This window comes from Acinetobacter legionensis (genome assembly GCF_057165765.1).
The window spans coordinates 3,424,533-3,445,570 of record NZ_CM169896.1; the positions used below are offsets into that span (position 1 = coordinate 3,424,533).

The window sequence follows — 21,038 nt, forward strand, 5'->3', positions numbered from 1 at the left end:
AGGAGGCCACCCTCCTCTAAAACATAAACTCATCGTATTTATTTATGTTCTAAATACGCTTGTTTAGCTTGATCACAAATTTCTTTTTTATCACTCAAGCCTTGTGTGGCTTCTGCTAAAGTTTCATCAAATGTCGTATCGAACTGCTTATAGTCACGATCATATTGAGCCTTATATTTTTGATTATTTTTCATAGCAGTGATTGAGCTTTGTATTGCAACACACATAGGATAAAGCTCAGATTTGTCCTGTATTTGAGTTACACGTTCCGTTATTTCTTCAATTTTACCAAGGATCGTATCAAAGTTTTCTTGAAATTTGGCATAACTGGGCTGAGGTTTAATAAGGACTTTATATTGATCTTCAATAGGATTTGCAAATACTTGCGTAGACACCATGCCCATTAAGATTACAGTGTATATTTTTAGTAATTTCATTGGATTAAAACTCTTTATAGTTTTCATTTAATTTCATTAAGTTTAATAATAGGCATTCTTTATTTTAAGAATGCCTATTATTATTACAAACGAATAAATTAACGATCTGCGGGAAATGCATTTGGTGGAGGTGCATATTTATTCACGGGTTTAGACTCGTCTTCTGGTGCTTCCAACTCATATAAAACCGTACCAATTACACCAGCGTTCTGAATTGAACCATTCTCTGAGTTCGCAGCATACGCATCTTTAGGCTTACTAAATGTAAAGGAAGCAACAGCAGATTCACTCTTACGGAAACCTTCAATTTTCAATGAATCATGTGCATGTAATACATAACCAGAATTGCTTCTGGAAGCCTCACTGCCATCAATGACATCTACACCATCAACACTGGCAACCACTTCAAACGTTTTAGCTGTGTTATTTTCATAATGAAGTTGATAGCTTTGCCCTTCACGCCCTGACAAATAGTAGCTTTGTCCAACACGATACATTGGAATTCGGTTTCCACGATCATCTACAACAGAAAAACTCACTTTTCCTGCGGCAATAGAAATTGAATTGACCGTTTTACCTTTGTAGCTTTTATCTGCATATTGCACGATAGTTTCAGCAAGAGGTGAATCAGATTTGCGCTTTAATTGCACTTCGGTCACATGGGAATCAATTTCATCACCCCACTTTGTGCCTAACTTTTCATCAGCAGCAACTTGATTGTTGGCTGCTTCAGCGGCAGCATCTGCACTGGTCGCTTCAGTTTGGGATTGAGATACGCTTTCATCTGTTTTTTTCGAACATGCAGCTAGAAAAATACACAAAAAAAGGCAGAGAAATATATTTATATTTTTCATTATAAAACCTATTTTAAAGTTTATAAGTTACGTAGATTATTATCAAAGTCATAATATCGTAGCTATTTTGACTGTGCTATTTTTAAATCATTGCAATTATGTAACATTATAACATCTAAAAAGAGGGATAATAACATCCCCCCTTTCGTCTTAATATTTTTAATTAATCCGCAGGAAAGGCATTAGGCGCAGGTGCGTAATTATCCTTAGATTTTTTGGGTAGATCGTATTTTGGTGCTTTTAACTCATACACCACTGTACCAATCACACCAGTATTTTGAATAGAACCACTGGTAGTGTTGGCAGCATAAGCATCATTTGGCTTACTAAAAATAAATGAAGCTACAGATGAATTACTCTTCCTAAAACCTTCAATCGCGAATGAGCTATATGGTCTTAACACATAACCACTATTTGAACGTGAAGCTTTACTTCCATTAAGAACATCTAAACCATCGACACTTGCAACAACTTCAAAGGTTTGGCTACTGGTATTGGCATAACGCAATTGATAGCTTTGTCCATCACGCGCAGAGAGATAATAACGCTCTCCATCGCGATACAATGGTAAAATTCGCCCACGATCATCCACAACAGAAAAGCTAATTTTTCCAGCAGCTAAAGAAATGCTATTAATACTGCGTCCTGAAAATTGCTTACTGGCATAACGAATTTGAGTTTCATCAATAGGATTACTACTCAAACGTTTTAAATCAACCTGAGTCACATATGAACTCACATCATCTCCCCATTTCGTTCCCAAACGCTCTTCTGACTTTACTCGATTTTGATTGGAGATAGGCGCTGGTGCAGCTTTAGCTGTTGCTGAGGTAGGTGATGGTGCAGATTCGATTTCTTGTGAAGTAGCATCCTGCGTTGAAGAATATTTTGCAGTACTACAAGCGCTGATTAAAGCACAAAGACATAACCATAATAATAGTTTGGATTTATACATATTCTATTTCCAGTTTTTAAATTTTATTCAAATCAGTATAGTCAAATCGACAATCATATTACATCTAATATTGTTGAGTATATTTTAAAAAATTTAACTGAATAATTTGCCTTAAAGTAAATTCCAAATGCCTAAACGGATACTCATCAGCTTCATTTTACCTACACATAGAATTGTTTTTTATAGCGATTTATCTAAGCCAATGTAAAAAATCTAATTACTATTCAATAAATACCAACAGAAATCAAAAACGGTATGTAGAAATATAGTTTTTGATTTCATCCATGCAATTACTCAACGTGTATGGGTCTTAAAGTGAGAATCTGTTCACTACGTCCAAATGGCCCATAAATATCATGTAAGATGGAACTGGTTAAACCAATACCATCTTCACCATACTGTTGTACGGTTTCTAAGCCTAGCCATTGACCTTGGGGCAAACGATATAAATGAATTTGTAAATCTAGATTTGGAAAGCCCCAATTAAAAGGTGCTGTTTGTCTCGCCACGACACCATTTGCAGTATCGATCATTCCCATTAACTTCACAAATGCCGATGTCGGTCGACCTTCAACCATATCCAAAGTATTGCTAAGCCATACAATACCAGCTCCCTGTCGACGTTGCTCAGTCCTTGCTTCAATCGAATGAATATATCCACCAGGCCATTGACGTATTTCATGCCAAATCGGTAACTGTTCCGGTGTGCCAATAGATTGATCCTCTAAGCCTGCAACACTTTGACTATTGCTGATCATCATGCGCCAACTTCTCGCCACAATACTTATTTTACCTTGTGTGACCATTTCGGATTCAATCAGTTCAATGGTCTTGCCAGCTCGAATTACTTTTGTCCGAATATAAAATTCGCCACCTGCAATTAATCCAAGAATATCTAAACTTATACGACCAATTCGAACATCATTTCGAGGTGAAAACTGCTCTAATTCAGCACAAATAACCCCTGTCGCTGGTGCCATATGTTGCTCATGTGCATTCCAAGCCCCTTGAGCATGATCTGTCGATTGATAATGTGCAGTCACTACACCCTGTTTATCGATATGACGCTGAATCAATTGATAATATGCAGACATAAACTTCCCTATCACTCTTAAAAATCATTCGCTATACATATAATCCCGCATTATTTTTGTACTCGACTTAAGCAAAGAAGTCTAATATTAATAGGAAAAATGACCCATAGCGTTCAATATTTTACACGGGATTGAACGCTTAGATTTAAAGTGACATATTGAAAAGTCAGTGTTTGAAAGCCTAGATTTAACCAATGAGTAAAACGACACCAGAGAAAATCAGACAATAAATACCAAAGAAATGCCAACGACCATGTTCAAGCCAACTCGATAGCCATTTTAAAGCAACAAGACCTGCAATAAAGCTAAACAGCATTCCAAACATACTGGGTAAAAACAGTTGAGCTAAATAGGTATTTTGAAAATTTTCGGCATGTAGCAATCGATAAAGTTCTTTTACAATCACCGCTGGGGTTAACACCACTGCCAAGGCAAAACTAAACTCTTCCGCTTTTTGGCGAGCGACACCTAAAAATAATCCTGTTGAAATTGTTGCACCTGAACGTGAAAAACCACGAAACGGCAAACATAAAGCCTGAACAGCGCCAATCCATGCCGCACTTTTCATCGTCACATCACCAACCTGTCCACGATCTAATCGAGAAGATAAAATAATCAATACACCAGCAGAAGCTAAAGCAGCAGCCATTAATTTTGAGTTGCTAAACAATTGCTCAATTTCAAAGTGGTTTGCCCCAGCAAAAAATACATGTTTGATCATCGATTGCAACGCTAATCCAAGTACGCCCGTGATGCATGTTGCAACAATCACAAACCATGCTTGTTTTTTAAAACGATCCCATGACGAAAAATAGGTTGTGCGCCAAGACTTCCAAAAATACACAATGACCGCAAACATGGTTCCTGTATGTAGCATCACCAATAAAAACGTCATATCGGGCGCTGATGGGTCAAAACCCATCAATTTTTCAGCCACAATCACGTGCGCTGAACTGGATACAGGCAGCAGTTCTGCAAACCCTTGTATGATGGCAAGAATAAGTACATGAAAAATAGTCATCAACAATCTCTACGGATTAGAATTATCGATGCCTTATACGTTTACAGCATTAAATCAAAATTAAAATAAACTTAAACCACTCATTATAGTAAGCTTCATACAAATTTAGCTGCTTTTTTGTCTTGTTGAGTCATACATGGGCGATCTATCGTGTGGCGACATGGATGCAGCTGTTGAGTGGAGCGTACCCTACCCAACATGAGCAAAAACAAAGCAGGGCTTTGTTTGCAGCGCAAGATTTGGCATCCATCCCTGAAAAGAGAGGCATCGCCTACATAAATTTATTTAAATTTTCAAGGTAAGGTGCGGCTACACCAACCCTATAATCCTATAAATTAGCTTTTATGAAATGCTATAAATTAGGGTAAGCGCAATAATCTTTCAAAATACGTCATACCATGATTAATGTTTATTTGAATAATCTCGTGCACCAAACAAAGCTGTCCCGATACGTACCATGGTTGACCCTGCGGCAATGGCTTCCACCATATCTCCAGACATCCCCATGCTTAACGTATCCCAATCTTCAGCATGCGCATGATGAACTTTAACCTGATCAAATAATTGCTTTGTATCACTAAATGCTTGCGGATGATCAGGTGCAGGAATCACCATTAAACCACGCAACTTTAAATTCTTTAATTGACTAATTTGTTTTACCAGATCTGCAACTTCATCAGGCTGACAACCATCTTTACTGTCTTGTGCATCAATATTCACTTGCAAGCAAATATTTAATGGCTTTTGAGTAACTTCTCGTTGATTTGAGAGACGCTCTGCAATGATAAAACGATCAACACCATGCACCCACGCAAACTTTTCAGCAAGATGCTTGGTTTTATTGCGCTGCACATGACCAATAAAATGCCATTCGATCTCTAAATCTTTTAAATCTTCAATTTTTTCGAGCGCTTCTTGTAAATAATTCTCGCCAAAAGCCCGCTGCCCTGTAGCATACATTTCTTTTAAGAGCATACTTGGATGTGTCTTGGAAACTGCCAACATCTTTACCTGACTCACATCTCGATTTGCTGTCAAACAGGCCTGCTGAATTTGCGTGAGTATATGATTTCGAGCTTGATTTAGATCATTCATTGACAAGGTTCTCATTTCATAAAAATTTCAGCTTCCAAGCAATCAAATTGTTGGTTATGCTGAGTGAAAGGCCTTATTATTCTACAAAATAATGAGGGTGTGTAGATCGTTTATAAATAGCTTGCGTTGTAGGCTAAAATTGAGCAAACAAGGAATGAAATGAAGAGAATAGTAAGCCTATTTTCAAATTTCACAACACAGTTTGAAATAATTTTAACTACAACTCTGTGGGACTTTGATGTTTTTGACTGCTACGTGTTAGCTTGCGAAACGATGTATCTCATCATTTAGAATAACTAAATTTCGTACTTCGCGCCTAGTAACCCAGAAAACACGCTTAAGCACAAGCATGATGAATAATCTACACCCTAGGCAAATAGATTTTTATTCGGGGACATTATGGATATTACAGAATTATTGGCGTTTTCCGTCAAAAATGGTGCATCTGACTTACACCTTTCAGCCGGTATGCCACCGATGATTCGTGTCGATGGGGAAGTCCGTCGTATCAATTTACCAGCATTGGAACATAAAGAAGTTCACAGACTGGTTTATGACATCATGAATGATAAACAACGTCGTGATTTTGAAGAACAATTAGAAACAGACTTCTCATTTGAAGTTCCAAGTATTGCCCGTTTTCGTGTAAACGCATTCAATCAAAATCGCGGTGCTGGTGCTGTATTCCGTACCATTCCGTCCAAAGTTCTGACCATGGAAGATTTAGGTTTAGGACAAATCTTCAAAGATCTTTGTGAATTACCACGTGGTTTGATTCTTGTAACAGGCCCAACAGGTTCGGGGAAGTCAACCACATTGGCCTCTATGATTGACTTTATCAATGACAGTCGCTATGACCATATTTTAACAGTCGAAGACCCAATCGAATTTGTACACCAATCTAAGAAGTGCCTCATCAACCAGCGTGAAGTGCATCGTGATACACATGGCTTTAATGAAGCACTGCGTTCTGCGTTACGTGAAGACCCTGACATTATCTTGGTCGGTGAGATGCGAGACCTTGAAACCATTCGCCTTGCATTAACTGCTGCAGAAACAGGTCACTTGGTTTTCGGCACGCTACATACCACATCTGCGGCAAAAACCATTGACCGTGTCATTGACGTATTCCCTGCTGAAGAAAAAGATATGGTACGCGCCATGTTGTCAGAATCATTACAAGCCGTCATTTCGCAAACACTGCTTAAAAAGAATGGTGGAGGACGGGTTGCCGCACATGAAATTATGATTGGTATTCCTGCAATTCGTAACTTAATCCGTGAAAACAAAGTTGCACAGATGTATTCAGCAATTCAAACGGGTGCAAACTATGGTATGACCACCTTAGATCAAAGTTTAAAAACACTGGTTGCCAAAGGTATTATTAGTCCTCAAGTTGCAAGAAATGTAGCAAAACAACCAGAATCATTTTTATAAAATGGATTATTGAGGTTTAAAAAAGATGGATTTTAATGACTTGCTCAATATGATGATTGAGCAAAAAGCATCAGACTTATTTATTACTGCCGATGTTGAACCATCAATGAAAATTAATGGTCAAATTGTTCCTGTAGTAAAAACCAAGTTAAACGGCGAAATTATTATGCAACTGCTTAACTCAATTATGAGTGAAAAGCAGCGTAAAGAATTTGCTGAGACGCGTGAATGTAACTTTGCCATTACCAATCGCGATAAAACTGCTCGTTTCCGTGTGAGTGCCTTTCAGCAGCGTGATATGCCAGGTATGGTTTTGCGTCGTATTGAAACTCAAATTCCAACTATGGATGAGCTTAAATTACCACCTATCCTCAAAGATCTGGCAATGACCAAACGTGGAATTATCATCTTTGTCGGAGCAACAGGGACAGGTAAATCAACTTCGCTTGCGTCTATCATTGGTTATCGTAATCAAAACTCTAAAGGTCATATCATCACCATTGAAGACCCGATTGAATTTGTGCATGAACATGCAGGATGCATTATTACGCAACGTGAAGTGGGAATCGATACAGATTCTTTTGAAATTGCGCTAAAAAATACTTTGCGTCAAGCGCCAGATGTGATCTTGATTGGTGAAATTCGTTCTCGTGAAACCATGGACTATGCCATAGCCTTTGCTGAAACGGGACACTTAGTATTTGCCACACTGCATGCCAACAACGCAAACCAAGCAATTGATCGGATTATTCACTTCTTTGAGTCTGATCGTCATAGCCAGTTGTTTATGGATCTATCGCTCAATTTAAAAGCGATGGTAGCACAGCAATTAATCCCAACACCTGATGGTAATTCACGTCGTGCTGCAATTGAAATTCTAATCAACTCACCATTGGTTTCAGACTTAATCCGTAAAGGTGATGTGCATGAGATTAAGGATTTGATGAAACGCTCTCGTGAATTGGGTATGCAAACTTTTGACCAAGCTTTATTTGACCTTTATAAAGCAGGACAAATTACCTATAAAGATGCACTTAAACATGCTGACTCTCCAAATGATTTACGTCTACAAATTAAATTGGATGAAGAAGGTGGTGCACAACTACTTAATGCAAATAGTAAACTCACCTTTGATGGACAATAGTCCCAAATCAAAAAAAGAGCGTATAAAAAAAGGGGGGCTTAAATAAGCCCCCCTTCATTTGTTGTATTTATGTGATTCTAGCGCTTACGATAAGCTTCCTGACATCCAGGTTCATCACAATAACCGTAAAGATTCAAAGAATGTCCAGTCAACTGAAAACCGTGTTTCTCAGCTACTGAATGTTGCTCTTGTTCAATGGTTTCATTAGTAAATTCAACGACTTTATTACAATTTTGACAAACCAAATGATCATGATGATCTTCTTGCATTATTTCAAAAACAGAATGATTGTTTTCGAAATGATGGCGCTGAATGATTCCAGCAGCTTCAAATTGTGTTAACACACGATATACGGTCGCTAGACCGACATCTTCACCTTGTTCGAGTAATGTTTTATAAATGTCTTCCGCGCTCAAGTGGTGTTGTCTTGAATTTTCTAATAATTCCAAAATCTTGATTCGTGGTAGGGTAACTTTAAGTCCAGCTTTGCGTAAATCTTGATTTGAAATAGGCATATAAAAAGGTCTCTCAACAAATTTTAAGTTGGAATATGCAACAGAGTTGAGATGCAGTATGATCTATCCATGGATCAATTGCATCATAATTAATTTGGGATAGTGTAGCAAAATGCAAAAAATCATGCTGACGTTATTCGTCGCTTCTTTACTTGGTGGTTGTTCTGTATTTGGAGTATACAAAGTCGATATTCCTCAAGGAACACCGTTAACCCAAGCTCAAGCTTCAAAAATTCAAGTCGGTATGACCTACCAACAAGTACAATTCTTGTTGGGTAGCCCAACAGTCTCAGATCCATTGAATCCAGGACGATGGGATTACATTTACAACTATATCCCAGGAACTTACGCGAAAAAAGCGAAGATTCCCGCAGCACATGGCCAACATTTAAAGGTTTATTTTGATCAATCAGGTGTCGTAAACAAAATTGAAGGTTTAGAAACCATTCCTGAGTCTCAACCTGGTTTACCTGCTTCTAAAGAAGCAATATTGAATGCGCCCCCACTATAGACACTTTGCGATAAAAAGAAACCCCTCAGTGAGGGGTTTTTCATATGCATTCAATTGTTTAAAGCGATTATTGTAAATAACGCCTTATTTAAATAACAATTGTTGATAGCGATTTCCACGGCAGTAACGTCCGACAGGATTTGCTTTTGCGCGATTGCGACGAATATCTTTTGGATTAATCGTTAAAGGTCTATAAATTTCAACACGATCACCTGCTTGTAATACATGTGATTGTTGTTTTATTTTCACTCCAAAGATACCAAAACTAAAATTTTCAGGCAGTTCTACTTGTTGCACCAATCCACTTTGCGCAATTGCATCAGCAATCGTCATGCCTTGAGAAAATTGTAACTCAATGTGAAATTGTTGCTTTTCGGCAGCATATGCCACCCAAATTTTTGCCACGAGATTCACCTTGACCCTTAAATTAACTGTCCAATATAGGATACCAATGCCAACACAATGCTCAAAGGTAAAATAATTCGTACCGCAATGCGCCAAATATTATAAAACGCTTCAGAACTAAAATTGATCGCTTTACGTAGATGGCTGATTTTCATAATCCAACCCACAAAGATTGAATAAATCAAGCAAATGACCAAGCCCCAAATCATCAGTAATGGATTAAACACCACGACCATATTTGGAATTGCCCAAATGAATAATGCCACCAATAACACTACAAATTGAATAAGTATTGCGACTTGGCGTTGAGCTAACTGTTCTTTGCCTAGTTGTAATAATAGCGCGGCTGAAATGACTGCAGTAAATAATAAAGTATACGCAGGGATTTGTGCTGAAGCTGCAAAAAAACTAAAGGCAATCACAGCAACCAGTTGCGCAATCCAAATAGGTAAAGCTGTTTTAGACGCCTCATTATTCTGTTGGACATTTAACAAGCTGGTTTGCCAATACAAACCTAAACCGAGCCCTGTGGCCACAAGGGCTAAAATCGTAGCATTGCCCCACTCTTTAAATTCTAAAGGGGTAACATGCCAAGTCTGTAAATGGGTACCAAAGACTTGTGCAAGAATTAAAGAAAGCAGCACGCCTACCGTGATCAAACCCACTAAAATTTGACGAGGTGCAAATGACAAAGCAAAAGCCATGACAGCGGCACCAGCAAACAATAGATGACTTTGTATCGGTAAATTCACCATTTGCACAGTACTTTGACTGATATTCGATAAAATCCCACCCGCTAAGAACGGAATAAAGATAACAGCCAGCCAGCCAACAATACGCCACGATTGTGATGCATCAGCATCACGAGTTAAGCTAGACAAGGCATTGAGTGCAGTTGTTTTAGAACGCTTTGCTAATGCAACTTCTAAATAAGTAATCGGCAATGCCAACACGAGCATTGACACTAACCACAATATCCAAAAATCAATTTGTCGATCAATTTGAATATCCAGACTTGGTGCTAAGCCTGCGATAATTATAAATGATAAACAAAATGCCATGAGCGGCGATAACCATCGTGACATAGAATAATCCTGCATGAGGTGTTTCGTAAAAAGTTCTGCTATTTTGCCTTTGTCGATGCTGAAAATCAAAGTTTAAAAGAAAAAAGCAAATCACCCCTCGATGATTTGCTGCGCTAGATATTGTTATAATCTTTGTTATTTCTTTTTATCCCCTCTGAATTTTTTTAGTTAGAGAGCTGGTGATTTCCATAATTTCACAATCATAAAATGTCTGTAAATTACGAAAAAAATCTTGCAAACCAATTTTTTCCTTTTTTCTTTTCGTTTTCTTTAATGATCCCCATCATATTTAATTTTACAGCCCCCACATAATCTGCATCATCGTGTTGAATATGATTAATTAACCATTTAGACAACACCTCATGTAATTCTTTTTCTATAGAATGCCCTTCTTCAAAACTGGTACGATAACTTTCTATACGTTTAATAAACAGGTCATGTACACGCTTATGAGGAACACGATATTTATAACCAGCCTCTTCTTGTAAGCTTTCTTCAAAGGTAAAATGTGATTGCGTATAGTCAATAATATTATCAAGAATTTGCTTGATACGAGCACGATCCGTTGCCATACCGATTTCATCAATTTCATTGATGTAATCCAAAATCCTTTTATGTTGATCGTCGATCACATCGATACCCGTATTATATTCTGGAATCCATCTCATCTTCATACGATCACCCTAAAATAATGTCTTGACCTTAAGCAACCATATTAACGGCTATCTCTCTAAATAAAAATGAACTGTATTAGTCGGGATTCATTAAAAAAACTATGAAATAAATTAAGTTATTGTTTATACTTGGATAATATTTTAATCCGCACTAAAAGAGTAAGATATTTTTTAACCAATTATTAAATTTAAATGATTTTATTGATTGTCTATATTTATTATTAAGCATGAATAAATGATTATAATTGTGTAATCGATTTTTCTTACAATCACTTCAAATGTTATTTTTATACGATTTCTCGTTAAAAAACTAAGATAATTTTGTCAAAATCAGAATAAATATTCTTTTGTGATTTTGTTGTATTTTTAAATACTTTCTTTATTCAAGTAAAAATATTTTATAGATACTATTATTATTCCTCTTATTTCATGACTCACTTTAAAAGAGTTGAAATATAAATTTTATTAAGACTATTTAATATGATATTTAAATAATTATAACGGTATCATTACATCAAAAATTATATAAAGAATATAATTAAATATTATTATTTAATCGTCCTCTGTTTATTGTAACAACATCAAAATACTTAGTTAATTATCAAAGATGACAATCCCATATAGTCAACCACCTCATTATTCATACAAGTGTTTTGCATCAAGCCATTGATCATAAATGAAGCTTATGTATTGTATGAACATTTAGAAAATGTTGGTTATCAATTCATTTTTTTTGAATCTTAGATCGTGATCCTACCGTATGGCAACATGGATGTCGCCATTGGGCGAGGTACAGGACGTACCCCTCGCCTAACATAAGCAATAACAAAGCACTGCTTTGTTTGTAGCGCAAGGTTTGATAATCCCTACGAAAAGCGAGGCATCACCTAAGCAAAGGTATTTAAACTTTGAATGTAAGATGTGGCAGTGTAAGCTTTTTATAATCAAACAATTTTATTTACTCATACAGTCGATTTAATTAAAAGTATTATTTAAAAGAAATTATATTCTTGTGTCTGAGTTTTTGACAGGTTGACTATAAATTAAATTTATTTTTACAATGACTTAGATTCTAAAAAATATGGAGTTAACGAATTACGCCTCCCCCAATCTTCACATGAATTCATTCAGATCAAACTAATATTGATCTGCCTTGGTGACTCTAACCAAACTTGGATCAGCGGCCTCACGAGCAAGTCTTTCCACATGGGTCGTTGCGGCTTTTATCGCTTGACCATCTTTAAATAAAATCATCTCACCAGGCTGATATGCGGTCCAAACTTCATTTTGAGTCAACGGCTCTGTGGTAATCACGGCAACACGATCTTCTTTTGTTGTAAATTGACTAAAATCAATATCAACATCAATATCGACTAAGCGTGCATATGTAAATGGATACTCACGTACAATCCAATGCAGCTTAGTTGTCGCATAACTAAACAATGCTTGTCCATTGGAGAGGCAAAAATTAAAAGTGCCATATTCTGCAATTTTAGGTGAGATTTCTTCAAGCAAGGCAAAAACATCATTTAAACTCGGTTCAAAATAACCAAATCTTAAAACTAATTGTTCAAGTAAATAACAAAATGCCAACTCACTATCTGTACTGCCTACAGGGGTAAAACGCCCCGATAAATGCGGATGAAAGTTATGTAAATCACCATTATGTGCAAAAATCCACTGTCTCCCCCATAGCTCACGAATAAATGGATGAGAGTTTTCTAAGGTGATTTTACCTTGGGTTGCTTTGCGAATATGCGCAATAACATTACGAGATTTGATCGGATAGTTACGCACCAGTTCAGCAATTGGTGACAAGACAGCAGATTGATTATCAACAAATAAACGGCATGCTTTATCTTCAAAAAAAGCAATACCAAACCCATCAGAATGATCAGAGGTTATTCCTGCGCGTTGAGAAAACCCACGAAACGAAAAGGTAATATCAGTGGGAGCAGCGCAGTTCATTCCAAGCAATTGGCACATAGTGTATTCATACAGCATTTTATTTATAAGAATATTGTGCATGACTACGCACCTGCTTGCAAATCTCAATAACTGAAAATAACTGCAAACAGATGCATATTAGACTAATGACTTCACACAGAACAACAAAATGCTTGGGATAATTTTAGGATATCTAAGTCAAAGTATCCTTATTTTTTCGGACACTCAGCGATTAACCATTTTCTTTAAAACAAAGTTTTTGGCAATTTCATTGACATCTAAAAAGACAAAATAATCTAAACAATTAAATGCCTCATCATGATAAGCCTGTTTAGATAAACGAGCATTCATTTTCAAATAGACATCAAATAACTTCGGAATTCGTTCATCTTGTGGAAAGCTGTACTCTGGATGACACGGTTCAAAAGCAGAATTTGCCTTTATATCAATCGACTGTTTGCTAGTCATTTTCTTCAAATGCTGATGCGTATAATAAGCACGGGCCTTATTGTCTTCTAGACGAATACTGACACACCCTATTAAATGTTTTGCTTTCATTTTCCACAGCACTGTCGGAACTAGATTTAACCATAACATCGACAAGGCACGCCCATTACGATAGCGCGGATGCACACAAGTACGACCAATTTCTACAATATTAGATAAATGTGAAAGCTGAGAAAGATCAAACTCTTGTGCACTATAACTACGTGCAAGCTCATGCCCTTGAATTAACTTCAAGCGTGTATAAGCAACAATTTCATTGCTCCATTTATCACGTAATACTGCATGTTCACAATCAAGATCATATAAGTCTTGATCTAACCCATTTTCAAATGTAATGCCAAATTGATCTCCGAACTGTACTGCACGAAATTTTTGTACTTCTTTGAGTTGTTTCAGGTCTTCGACCCATTCAAATTTATATTGTGATTGTGCTTTTTTAGATTTTGGTAAAGGTAAATTTAAGTTCTGGAAGTTCTGACGATACTGATTTAATTTTGCGAACATATTTTCGACTCCTTGAGCTTTTACTTACACTAGGCAATCCCGATGACACTTATATGACGAAAAAATGACCGTTTAAAAACACGCAATGAGTAGTTAATTTGAAACAGTGTCGGTAAAATAAAAAGCCAATGCTTTCACATTGGCTTTCAAAGAAATTAACGTATAAATTAAAAATTATTTATGAGGCTTGCCACGGTTGGTAATTAATGTTCCTACACCATGATCTGTAAAGATTTCTAAGAGCGTTGCATGGGGTACACGCCCATCCACAATATGTGCACTAACAACCCCACCTTTAACCGCATCTAACGCACAGCCCACTTTGGGGATCATCCCCCCGTAAATCACTCCGGTTTCAATAAGACGATCCACTTCTTGAGTACTCAAACCAGTAAGGAGGTTTTTATTTTCATCTAAAACACCCGAGATATTGGTCAATAGAATCAATTTTTCCGCCCCTAAAGCTTCTGCCACTTTACCAGCAACTAAATCAGCATTGATATTATAAGTTTGACCATCTTCATCTACACCTAAAGGCGCTATCACTGGAATAAAATCACTCTGGGTAAACATTTCCAAGACATCAGTTTTAACCCCGATCACTTCTCCCACAAGACCTAAGTCAATTTGTGTGACTGTACCATCTGCAAGCGTTTTTTCCATCAAGAGCTTTTGAGCACGTAATAAATTACCGTCTTTCCCTGTTAAACCAATAGCACGTCCACCGTGTTGATTAATCAAGTTAACGATGGATTTATTGACACTGCCGCCTAAAACCATCTCGACTACTTCCATGGTTGCTGGATCCGTCACCCGCATTCCATCAATTCGATCAGACTCACGACCTAACTGTTTAAGTAATGAATCTACTTGTGGACCACCCCCATGTACGACAATCGGATTTAAACCTACAGTCTTGAGTAAAACGATATCACGAGCAAATGAACTTTCCAAAGCAGGATCAGTCATTGCATTGCCACCATATTTTACAACGAGTGTTTTACCTGTAAATCGTTGAATATATGGCAAAGCCTCTGTCAATATTTGCGCTTTGTCGATGCCAGTATGCTGATGTGGCATTCGCCTCTCCTTAGTGAGCTGTAGGAATTAGACTGATGAATATGGATAAATTAAGAAATCAGTGTGCCTGTAGAATATCTTTGGCGATCATAGGATAACGGTCACGAAGCATAGACGCAAATGTCTGACGAATTTCATTTAAACAAATTGGGTCATCAGCATCAAACCGTACTGTAAAATATTCACCCGTATTTGATGCTCGAATAATGCCAAACCCGTGTTCAAAATCAAGGCGTATGCCATCAATTTTACTCAGTTCAGCACCAAACTGTTGACTGAGATATTCAATCTCATTCAAAACAATTTTCGGATCAGTACAATGGGTACTGATATAGGTATCTTCGGTATAGAAACGATCGGGATAACACGCTAAGATTTCAGACAATGTGGCTTGAGGAAAATAACATAAGTACTCCATCACACGTAAAGCAGCATATAACCCATCATCATAGCCAAATCCTCGCCCATCATTAAAGACATAATGACCTGCGTACTCACCACCAAAGACAGCTTGGCCTTTAGATTGCGACATGTATTTGCGTAAAAAACTGCTGCCAGTTCGAATCATCTTGGCTTGACCGCCTAAACGCTCAACCACTTGACGCACCATAGATGAACATTTCACATCAAACACGATTTCATGCTGTGGATGATCTTTCAAACAGATTTGCGCGAACAGTGCTAAAAGTCGATCTGCTGAAATAATATGTGCATTTTCATCCAACAAAACCACACGATCACCATCACCATCTAAAGCAATACCAATGTCTGCCTGATGATTGAGTACATTTTGTCGTAGTAATTCTAAATGTGAAGCTTGTGAAGGATCTGGTGCATGATCAGGGAAGTTTCCATCAGCATTACAACGTAATGCAATCACCTCACAGCCCAATTTTTTTAAAACAAGATTGGCACAAAAGCCTGCGGAACCGTTTAAACCATCAATCACGACTTTGAGTGGTCGGGTTAATTGAATATCTGTTAATAACGCGGACTGATAGGATAAACAAAATTCAGACTTTATTTGATGAGTTGCCCTTTCAACAATAGCTCCTGTATCAATCCATGCTGACTGCTTATTTTGCAGATAATTTTTTGCTTGAATTCCAATGTTTTGAATCATTTCAGGAGAAGGTGGCTCAAACTGCATAATCCATTTAATACCATTGTCAGTTTTTGGATTATGACTTGCTGTCACCATAATGCCATTGCCCTGCGTATTTCTTGCGGCAAAGTACAATTGTGGGGTCGCACAGCAGCCTATTTCAGTAACTTCAATGTGGTTATTTTGAAATACCTGTTTGATAATTTGAGCATACGCAGGACTACTTAATCGTGCATCATAACCCAAGGTTATTTTTGATTGACTCTTTTCAATCAGTTGATTAACTAAAGCATATGCCACTGCCTGAATCAATTCTGGGGTCATCATTTCAACTTTTCCACGGATATCATAGGCGCGGAAAATCTGAAAAGGAAAATCATTCATCTTTTTCATAAGCAAAACTTCTATTTGCTCAACCCTTTATTTTGTTAGCTTCATCTCTCTAATGATTAGCAATCAATTCATTTATATGAAAATATTTATATCAGGTCAAATGCAATATACTAAAAACTCTTGATAATATATTCAATTTCATACAAGGCTTTATACATACTTTTTGTTACAAATCAATATAATATTAAAAAAGCCTGATAAATCAGGCTTTAAAAATTATAGAAAAATCTAGTTTTTCCCAGTATGACCAAAACCACCCGCACCACGTTCAGTCGCTTCAAACTCATTTACAATATCAAATTGCGCTTGAACTACAGGCACTAATACATATTGCGCTAAACGCTCACCAGGCTCTAAAGTAAAGCTGGTTTGACCACGATTCCATACAGAAACCATTAATTCACCTTGATAATCTGAATCAATTAACCCAACCAAATTGCCCAATACGATCCCATGCTTATGGCCCAAGCCCGAACGTGGTAAAACTAGACCAGCAAAATTACTATCTTCAATATAAATGGCCATGCCTGTTTTAACTAAAACAGTTTGACCAGGTTCAATCTGAATCGCTTCTTCTACACATGCACGTAAGTCCAAACCTGCTGAACCTGATGTTGCATATGTTGGCATTGGCCATTCTTGACCTAAACGTTGATCAAGTACTTTTACTTGAACTTTCATATTGAAATCCTTGGTTAAATAAAGCTGTTAAAAGTTTTTTTATTTTTTTCGATCTGTTCAAAATCAAATCGAAAGAAAAAAAAGAACTGGTTTAAAAATTAACGTTTTAATAACGCTTTTAAGTTTTGTAAATATTGCTGTGCTTGTTGCTTTGGATCGACATGTTCAGCTATTTTTTTCTTACGCCCTAGCCAATCAAGCTCATCTTGTGGCAATTCATCTAAGAAGCGACTTGGCGTCATTTGCTTCATTTGTCCACCATTTTTACGCTGCTCAGCCAAAGTCAAGGTCAAACCTTGTTGTGCACGAGTAATCCCCACGTACATTAAACGGCGTTCTTCTTCGATCGTTTCCGCAGCAATGGAGTTCTTATGTGGCAGAAGCTCTTCTTCTAAGCCCATAATATAAACAAATGGAAATTCCAGACCTTTAGATGCATGTAATGTCAGCAGGTTGACCTTATCGGTGTCTTCATCTTCCTGTTGTTGCTCAAGCATATCCAACAACACCATTTTACGAATCACACTTTCAATGTTCTTTTCATCTACATCTTCAGCACGGTTGATTAAGCTTTGAATACTGGTATAGAGCATCTCCACATTATCAATCTTGGTTTTTTCTTGTGCAGGCGTTGCCGCAGTTTCACGTAAATAATCGATATAGCCTGCATCATTCATCATTTGACGAATTTTAGGAACAGGTTCATCGTCATCTAACAATTCACGAGTGAAATCATTGATAAAGCCAGCAAACTCAGCCAATTGTGTGGTGGCCTTTTTTGGCATCACCATAGTTAAGCGTTGATCACTTGCCGCAGCCAACAGTGATAAATGATTTTCTTGGGCAAAAAGACCTAACTTTTCAAGTGTTACTGGGCCAATTGCACGTTTAGGCGTATTGATAATACGTAGGAAAGCACTGTCATCTTCAGGGTTAATGATGATACGCAAGTAGCTCATCACATCTTTAATTTCTGCACGACCAAAGAAAGATTGACCACCAGAGAGCTTGTATGGAATCTGCATTTGACGTAGCTGAGTTTCCAATACACGTGCTTGGAAATTTCCGCGATACAACACCGCATAATCTTTCCAGTTTTTGCCATTCATCAATTTATGCGTGAGCAGGTCTTTTACTACGCGTTCAGATTCATCATCATCATTACGACAGGTGATGATTCGAATGACTTCACCATGGCCTTTATCACTCCACAACTTTTTATCAAAAATGTGTGGGTTATTTTCAATGACATGGTTCGCGGCTTTTAAAATACGACTGGTAGAGCGGTAGTTTTGCTCCAGCTTAATCACTTTTAAATTGCGGAAATCTTCTTTGAGCAATGCCATATTTTCAGGCTTTGCACCACGCCATGCATAAATGGATTGGTCATCATCACCTACAGCGGTGAACTGCCCCATCACACCGACCAATAATTTCACCAAAATATATTGCGCGGTATTGGTGTCTTGATACTCATCCACAAGTAGATAGCGAACTCGGTTTTGCCAACGATCACGAACTTCTGCATTGTCTTGTAAGAGGCGTGTTGGCATCACGATCAGATCATCAAAATCTACGGCATTATAAGCACGTAAATTTCGCTCATATAATTGATACAAGTGGGCAAACTGCACATCTTCTGGTGTTTCACAAGTCGTATGTGCTTGTTCAGGCACAATCAAATCATTTTTCCAATCTGAAATCTTTTTCATGGCTTTAGCAATCAATTCTTTACTTTCAGCGCCCGATAAATTATCACGATGCATCAAATCCATAAGAATACGCTTACAGTCATCGGCATCAAGGATTGAGAAATTATTTTTCAGTGGGGTATTTTTCAGCTCAATTCGTAATAAATTTAAACCAAAGGTATGAAAGGTTGAAACCGAAAGCCCTTTCCCTTCTTCTTTACCCAACAACTTACCGACACGTTCTTTCATTTCACGTGCAGCTTTATTGGTAAAGGTCATTGCAGTAATTCGATGTGCAGGAATCCCACACTGTTGAACCAAATACGCAATTTTTCTTGTAATTACTGAGGTTTTACCTGAACCCGCCCCTGCAAGTACTAACAAGGGTCCTTGAGTATATTTCATGGCTTCAAGTTGCTTGTCATTTAGTTGACTTGCTTTCGACATTGTTCATCCTCTAAAAACTTCGAGCTCGATTATAGTCATCTAAAGTAGAGTTGCAAAATGCTTAATTTGAATTTTTCAAATATAAAAACCAGATAAAAATAATTTCAGTTAAATTATGCTTTAGTTTCAAACCGTCTTGTTTCAATACTCTATTTTGCTCTGAGCTGTTGTTATTCAGTTAACCTGTGATCAAATGGCGAAAGCATAACCAAAAGCTATCACCCAAAGCCATAATAACGGTTAACACACTGCAGCAAGAAGAGAGACTATCCTCGAATCAACGCTCGTATTAATGATAAAAACCTTAATCTCATGCTTAAAAAGATTAATAAAATTTAAGCAAAAATTTGGAAAATAAAAAAAAGGAATCATAGCGAACTATGATTCCTCTTCAACACTTTTAGCTAAAAAATTCGCTACTTTTATTACGATTTCTTAGTTTGTCGCATAAATACTAATTTCTACACGACGGTTCTGTTCACGACCCGCAGCAGTTGAGTTATCTGCGATTGGATTTTGCGAACCATAACCTTGGGTATCAATACGGCTTTGTACGCCTTTACCTTTAAGGTAGTTAGCAACTGAGTATGCGCGGTTTTGAGATAATGGAATGTTAATTGAGTCATTCCCTGTATTATCCGTATAACCAGTCACAAGAATTACACTCTTGTTGTCTTCCATTAAAGTTTGTGCAACTTTATTCAACGTACCGTAGAAGTTCGGTTTAATTGATGACTTGTTAGTATCAAATGTAATGCTACCTGGCATAACTAAAGCTACAGAACCATCTGGATTACGGTTAACTTCTACACCAGTACCCTGCATTTGCTGACGTAATTTCTTCTCTTTATTGTCTAAATAAAGACCAGTACCCGCACCTAAAAGCGCACCTATTGCTGCTGCACGATTGTTTTGTGCAGATGAGTTTGCATTACCACGAGACAAACCATAGCCCGCTGCTGCACCGATCAAACCGCCAATAGCAGATTTGTCGTACTCCATACCACCAATGTTATTACCAGTTGATTGACAGCCAGAAAGTACTAAAGCCCCTGCTGTAAGTGTTGTAATTAATAGTGCACGCATTGCATGCCTCCAAGTTGTGTTTTTTGTTAGCTTAATTTTGGTATAAAAAACAAAGCACCACTATAGGCGTTTTGTTAACAATCACGTATTTTTTTACATTTTGTAATATTTACAATGAAATTTACAAAAGTGATCATCATAATTTGTACATAGTCATTAAATGTGTCTTTTTAAATTGCATTGTAACGATTATATTTAAGGGCTGTGGACAATTCGTCTATGTTTGCGATTATGTATATTTCTAGGTGATACGAGGCAAGAAATACGAAATTTATTCATTCTAAATAATGATAAACATTATTTCGCAACGTAGCAGTAAAAAATATCTAGTCGCTTGAACTGGCACTCACAATAAATCATTAGGACTGTT

The 21,038-nt window shown here is 37.2% G+C and carries 20 protein-coding genes; 3 read left to right on the top strand and 17 right to left on the bottom strand.

Features of this window, described 5'->3' with window-relative positions; all coding sequences use genetic code 11:
* Positions 1–38: 38 nt before the first annotated feature.
* The 6 genes from AC2G3J_RS15555 to AC2G3J_RS15580 all read right to left on the bottom strand — a co-directional run bounded on the left by AC2G3J_RS15555 (position 39) and on the right by AC2G3J_RS15580 (position 5,456).
* Positions 39–464, bottom strand: a complete 426-nt coding sequence (locus AC2G3J_RS15555) for a hypothetical protein (RefSeq protein WP_336952885.1) — start codon at positions 462–464, stop codon at positions 39–41.
* Between the two features lie 71 nt (positions 465–535).
* The gene (locus tag AC2G3J_RS15560; RefSeq protein ID WP_336952886.1) at positions 536–1,291 is read right to left on the bottom strand and encodes a hypothetical protein; all 756 of its coding nucleotides are present in this window, start codon (positions 1,289–1,291) and stop codon (positions 536–538) included.
* A gap of 163 nt (positions 1,292–1,454) precedes the next feature.
* Positions 1,455–2,246, bottom strand: a complete 792-nt coding sequence (locus AC2G3J_RS15565) for a hypothetical protein (protein ID WP_419327571.1) — start codon at positions 2,244–2,246, stop codon at positions 1,455–1,457.
* Positions 2,247–2,536: 290 nt separating this feature from the next.
* Positions 2,537–3,340, bottom strand: a complete 804-nt coding sequence (locus AC2G3J_RS15570) for a thioesterase family protein (RefSeq protein ID WP_336952888.1) — start codon at positions 3,338–3,340, stop codon at positions 2,537–2,539.
* A gap of 187 nt (positions 3,341–3,527) precedes the next feature.
* Positions 3,528–4,361 (bottom strand): undecaprenyl-diphosphate phosphatase, encoded by an 834-nt coding sequence (locus AC2G3J_RS15575; protein ID WP_483770248.1) that lies wholly within the window; start codon positions 4,359–4,361, stop codon positions 3,528–3,530.
* A 402-nt stretch (positions 4,362–4,763) separates the two neighbouring features.
* Positions 4,764–5,456, bottom strand: a complete 693-nt coding sequence (locus AC2G3J_RS15580; protein ID WP_483770249.1) for a YggS family pyridoxal phosphate-dependent enzyme — start codon at positions 5,454–5,456, stop codon at positions 4,764–4,766.
* Positions 5,457–5,855: 399 nt separating this feature from the next.
* Here AC2G3J_RS15580 and AC2G3J_RS15585 point away from each other — a divergent pair, with 399 nt between their 5' ends.
* Together AC2G3J_RS15585 and AC2G3J_RS15590 are read left to right on the top strand one after the other, a co-directional pair.
* Complete coding sequence (locus AC2G3J_RS15585; RefSeq protein WP_336952893.1) at positions 5,856–6,893, top strand: type IV pilus twitching motility protein PilT; 1,038 nt, start codon at positions 5,856–5,858, stop codon at positions 6,891–6,893.
* A gap of 25 nt (positions 6,894–6,918) precedes the next feature.
* Positions 6,919–8,037, top strand: a complete 1,119-nt coding sequence (locus AC2G3J_RS15590; protein WP_336952895.1) for a PilT/PilU family type 4a pilus ATPase — start codon at positions 6,919–6,921, stop codon at positions 8,035–8,037.
* A gap of 77 nt (positions 8,038–8,114) precedes the next feature.
* Here AC2G3J_RS15590 and fur read toward each other — a convergent pair whose 3' ends face one another.
* Positions 8,115–8,552: a ferric iron uptake transcriptional regulator gene (gene fur, locus AC2G3J_RS15595; RefSeq protein ID WP_336952896.1), complete on the bottom strand. Its 438-nt coding sequence runs from the start codon at positions 8,550–8,552 to the stop codon at positions 8,115–8,117.
* Positions 8,553–8,664: 112 nt separating this feature from the next.
* On the opposite strand from fur, the gene AC2G3J_RS15600 reads away from it, so the two are divergent.
* Positions 8,665–9,063, top strand: coding sequence for an outer membrane protein assembly factor BamE (locus tag AC2G3J_RS15600; protein ID WP_004722739.1), 399 nt, complete (start codon positions 8,665–8,667; stop codon positions 9,061–9,063).
* Positions 9,064–9,147: 84 nt separating this feature from the next.
* Here the strand turns inward: AC2G3J_RS15600 and AC2G3J_RS15605 are convergent, their stop codons facing one another.
* The 10 genes from AC2G3J_RS15605 to AC2G3J_RS15650 all read right to left on the bottom strand — a co-directional run bounded on the left by AC2G3J_RS15605 (position 9,148) and on the right by AC2G3J_RS15650 (position 20,668).
* Positions 9,148–9,477 carry an RnfH family protein gene (locus tag AC2G3J_RS15605; protein WP_336952898.1) on the bottom strand — a complete coding sequence of 110 codons (330 nt, stop codon included), beginning with the start codon at positions 9,475–9,477 and terminating at the stop codon, positions 9,148–9,150.
* Between the two features lie 8 nt (positions 9,478–9,485).
* On the bottom strand, positions 9,486–10,553 hold the full coding sequence (locus AC2G3J_RS15610; protein WP_336952899.1) for a hypothetical protein: 1,068 nt from the start codon (positions 10,551–10,553) through the stop codon (positions 9,486–9,488).
* Positions 10,554–10,771: 218 nt separating this feature from the next.
* Positions 10,772–11,227: a bacteriohemerythrin gene (locus AC2G3J_RS15615; protein WP_004819397.1), complete on the bottom strand. Its 456-nt coding sequence runs from the start codon at positions 11,225–11,227 to the stop codon at positions 10,772–10,774.
* A gap of 1,137 nt (positions 11,228–12,364) precedes the next feature.
* Positions 12,365–13,213 (bottom strand): class II glutamine amidotransferase, encoded by an 849-nt coding sequence (locus AC2G3J_RS15620; protein ID WP_336952988.1) that lies wholly within the window; start codon positions 13,211–13,213, stop codon positions 12,365–12,367.
* A gap of 186 nt (positions 13,214–13,399) precedes the next feature.
* Positions 13,400–14,185, bottom strand: coding sequence for a GNAT family N-acetyltransferase (locus AC2G3J_RS15625; protein ID WP_336952901.1), 786 nt, complete (start codon positions 14,183–14,185; stop codon positions 13,400–13,402).
* 174 nt (positions 14,186–14,359) lie between these two features.
* Complete coding sequence (argB, locus tag AC2G3J_RS15630) at positions 14,360–15,265, bottom strand: acetylglutamate kinase (RefSeq protein ID WP_336952902.1); 906 nt, start codon at positions 15,263–15,265, stop codon at positions 14,360–14,362.
* A 58-nt stretch (positions 15,266–15,323) separates the two neighbouring features.
* The gene (locus AC2G3J_RS15635) at positions 15,324–16,763 is read right to left on the bottom strand and encodes a phosphomannomutase/phosphoglucomutase (protein ID WP_483770250.1); all 1,440 of its coding nucleotides are present in this window, start codon (positions 16,761–16,763) and stop codon (positions 15,324–15,326) included.
* 228 nt (positions 16,764–16,991) lie between these two features.
* A complete protein-coding gene (gene dut, locus AC2G3J_RS15640) occupies positions 16,992–17,444 on the bottom strand; it encodes a dUTP diphosphatase (RefSeq protein WP_419359201.1) in 453 nt (150 codons plus the stop codon).
* 98 nt (positions 17,445–17,542) lie between these two features.
* Positions 17,543–19,582: a UvrD-helicase domain-containing protein gene (locus tag AC2G3J_RS15645; RefSeq protein ID WP_336952905.1), complete on the bottom strand. Its 2,040-nt coding sequence runs from the start codon at positions 19,580–19,582 to the stop codon at positions 17,543–17,545.
* 435 nt (positions 19,583–20,017) lie between these two features.
* Complete coding sequence (locus AC2G3J_RS15650; protein WP_336952908.1) at positions 20,018–20,668, bottom strand: YiaD family glycine zipper/OmpA-like lipoprotein; 651 nt, start codon at positions 20,666–20,668, stop codon at positions 20,018–20,020.
* Between the last annotated feature and the right edge of the window lie 370 nt (positions 20,669–21,038).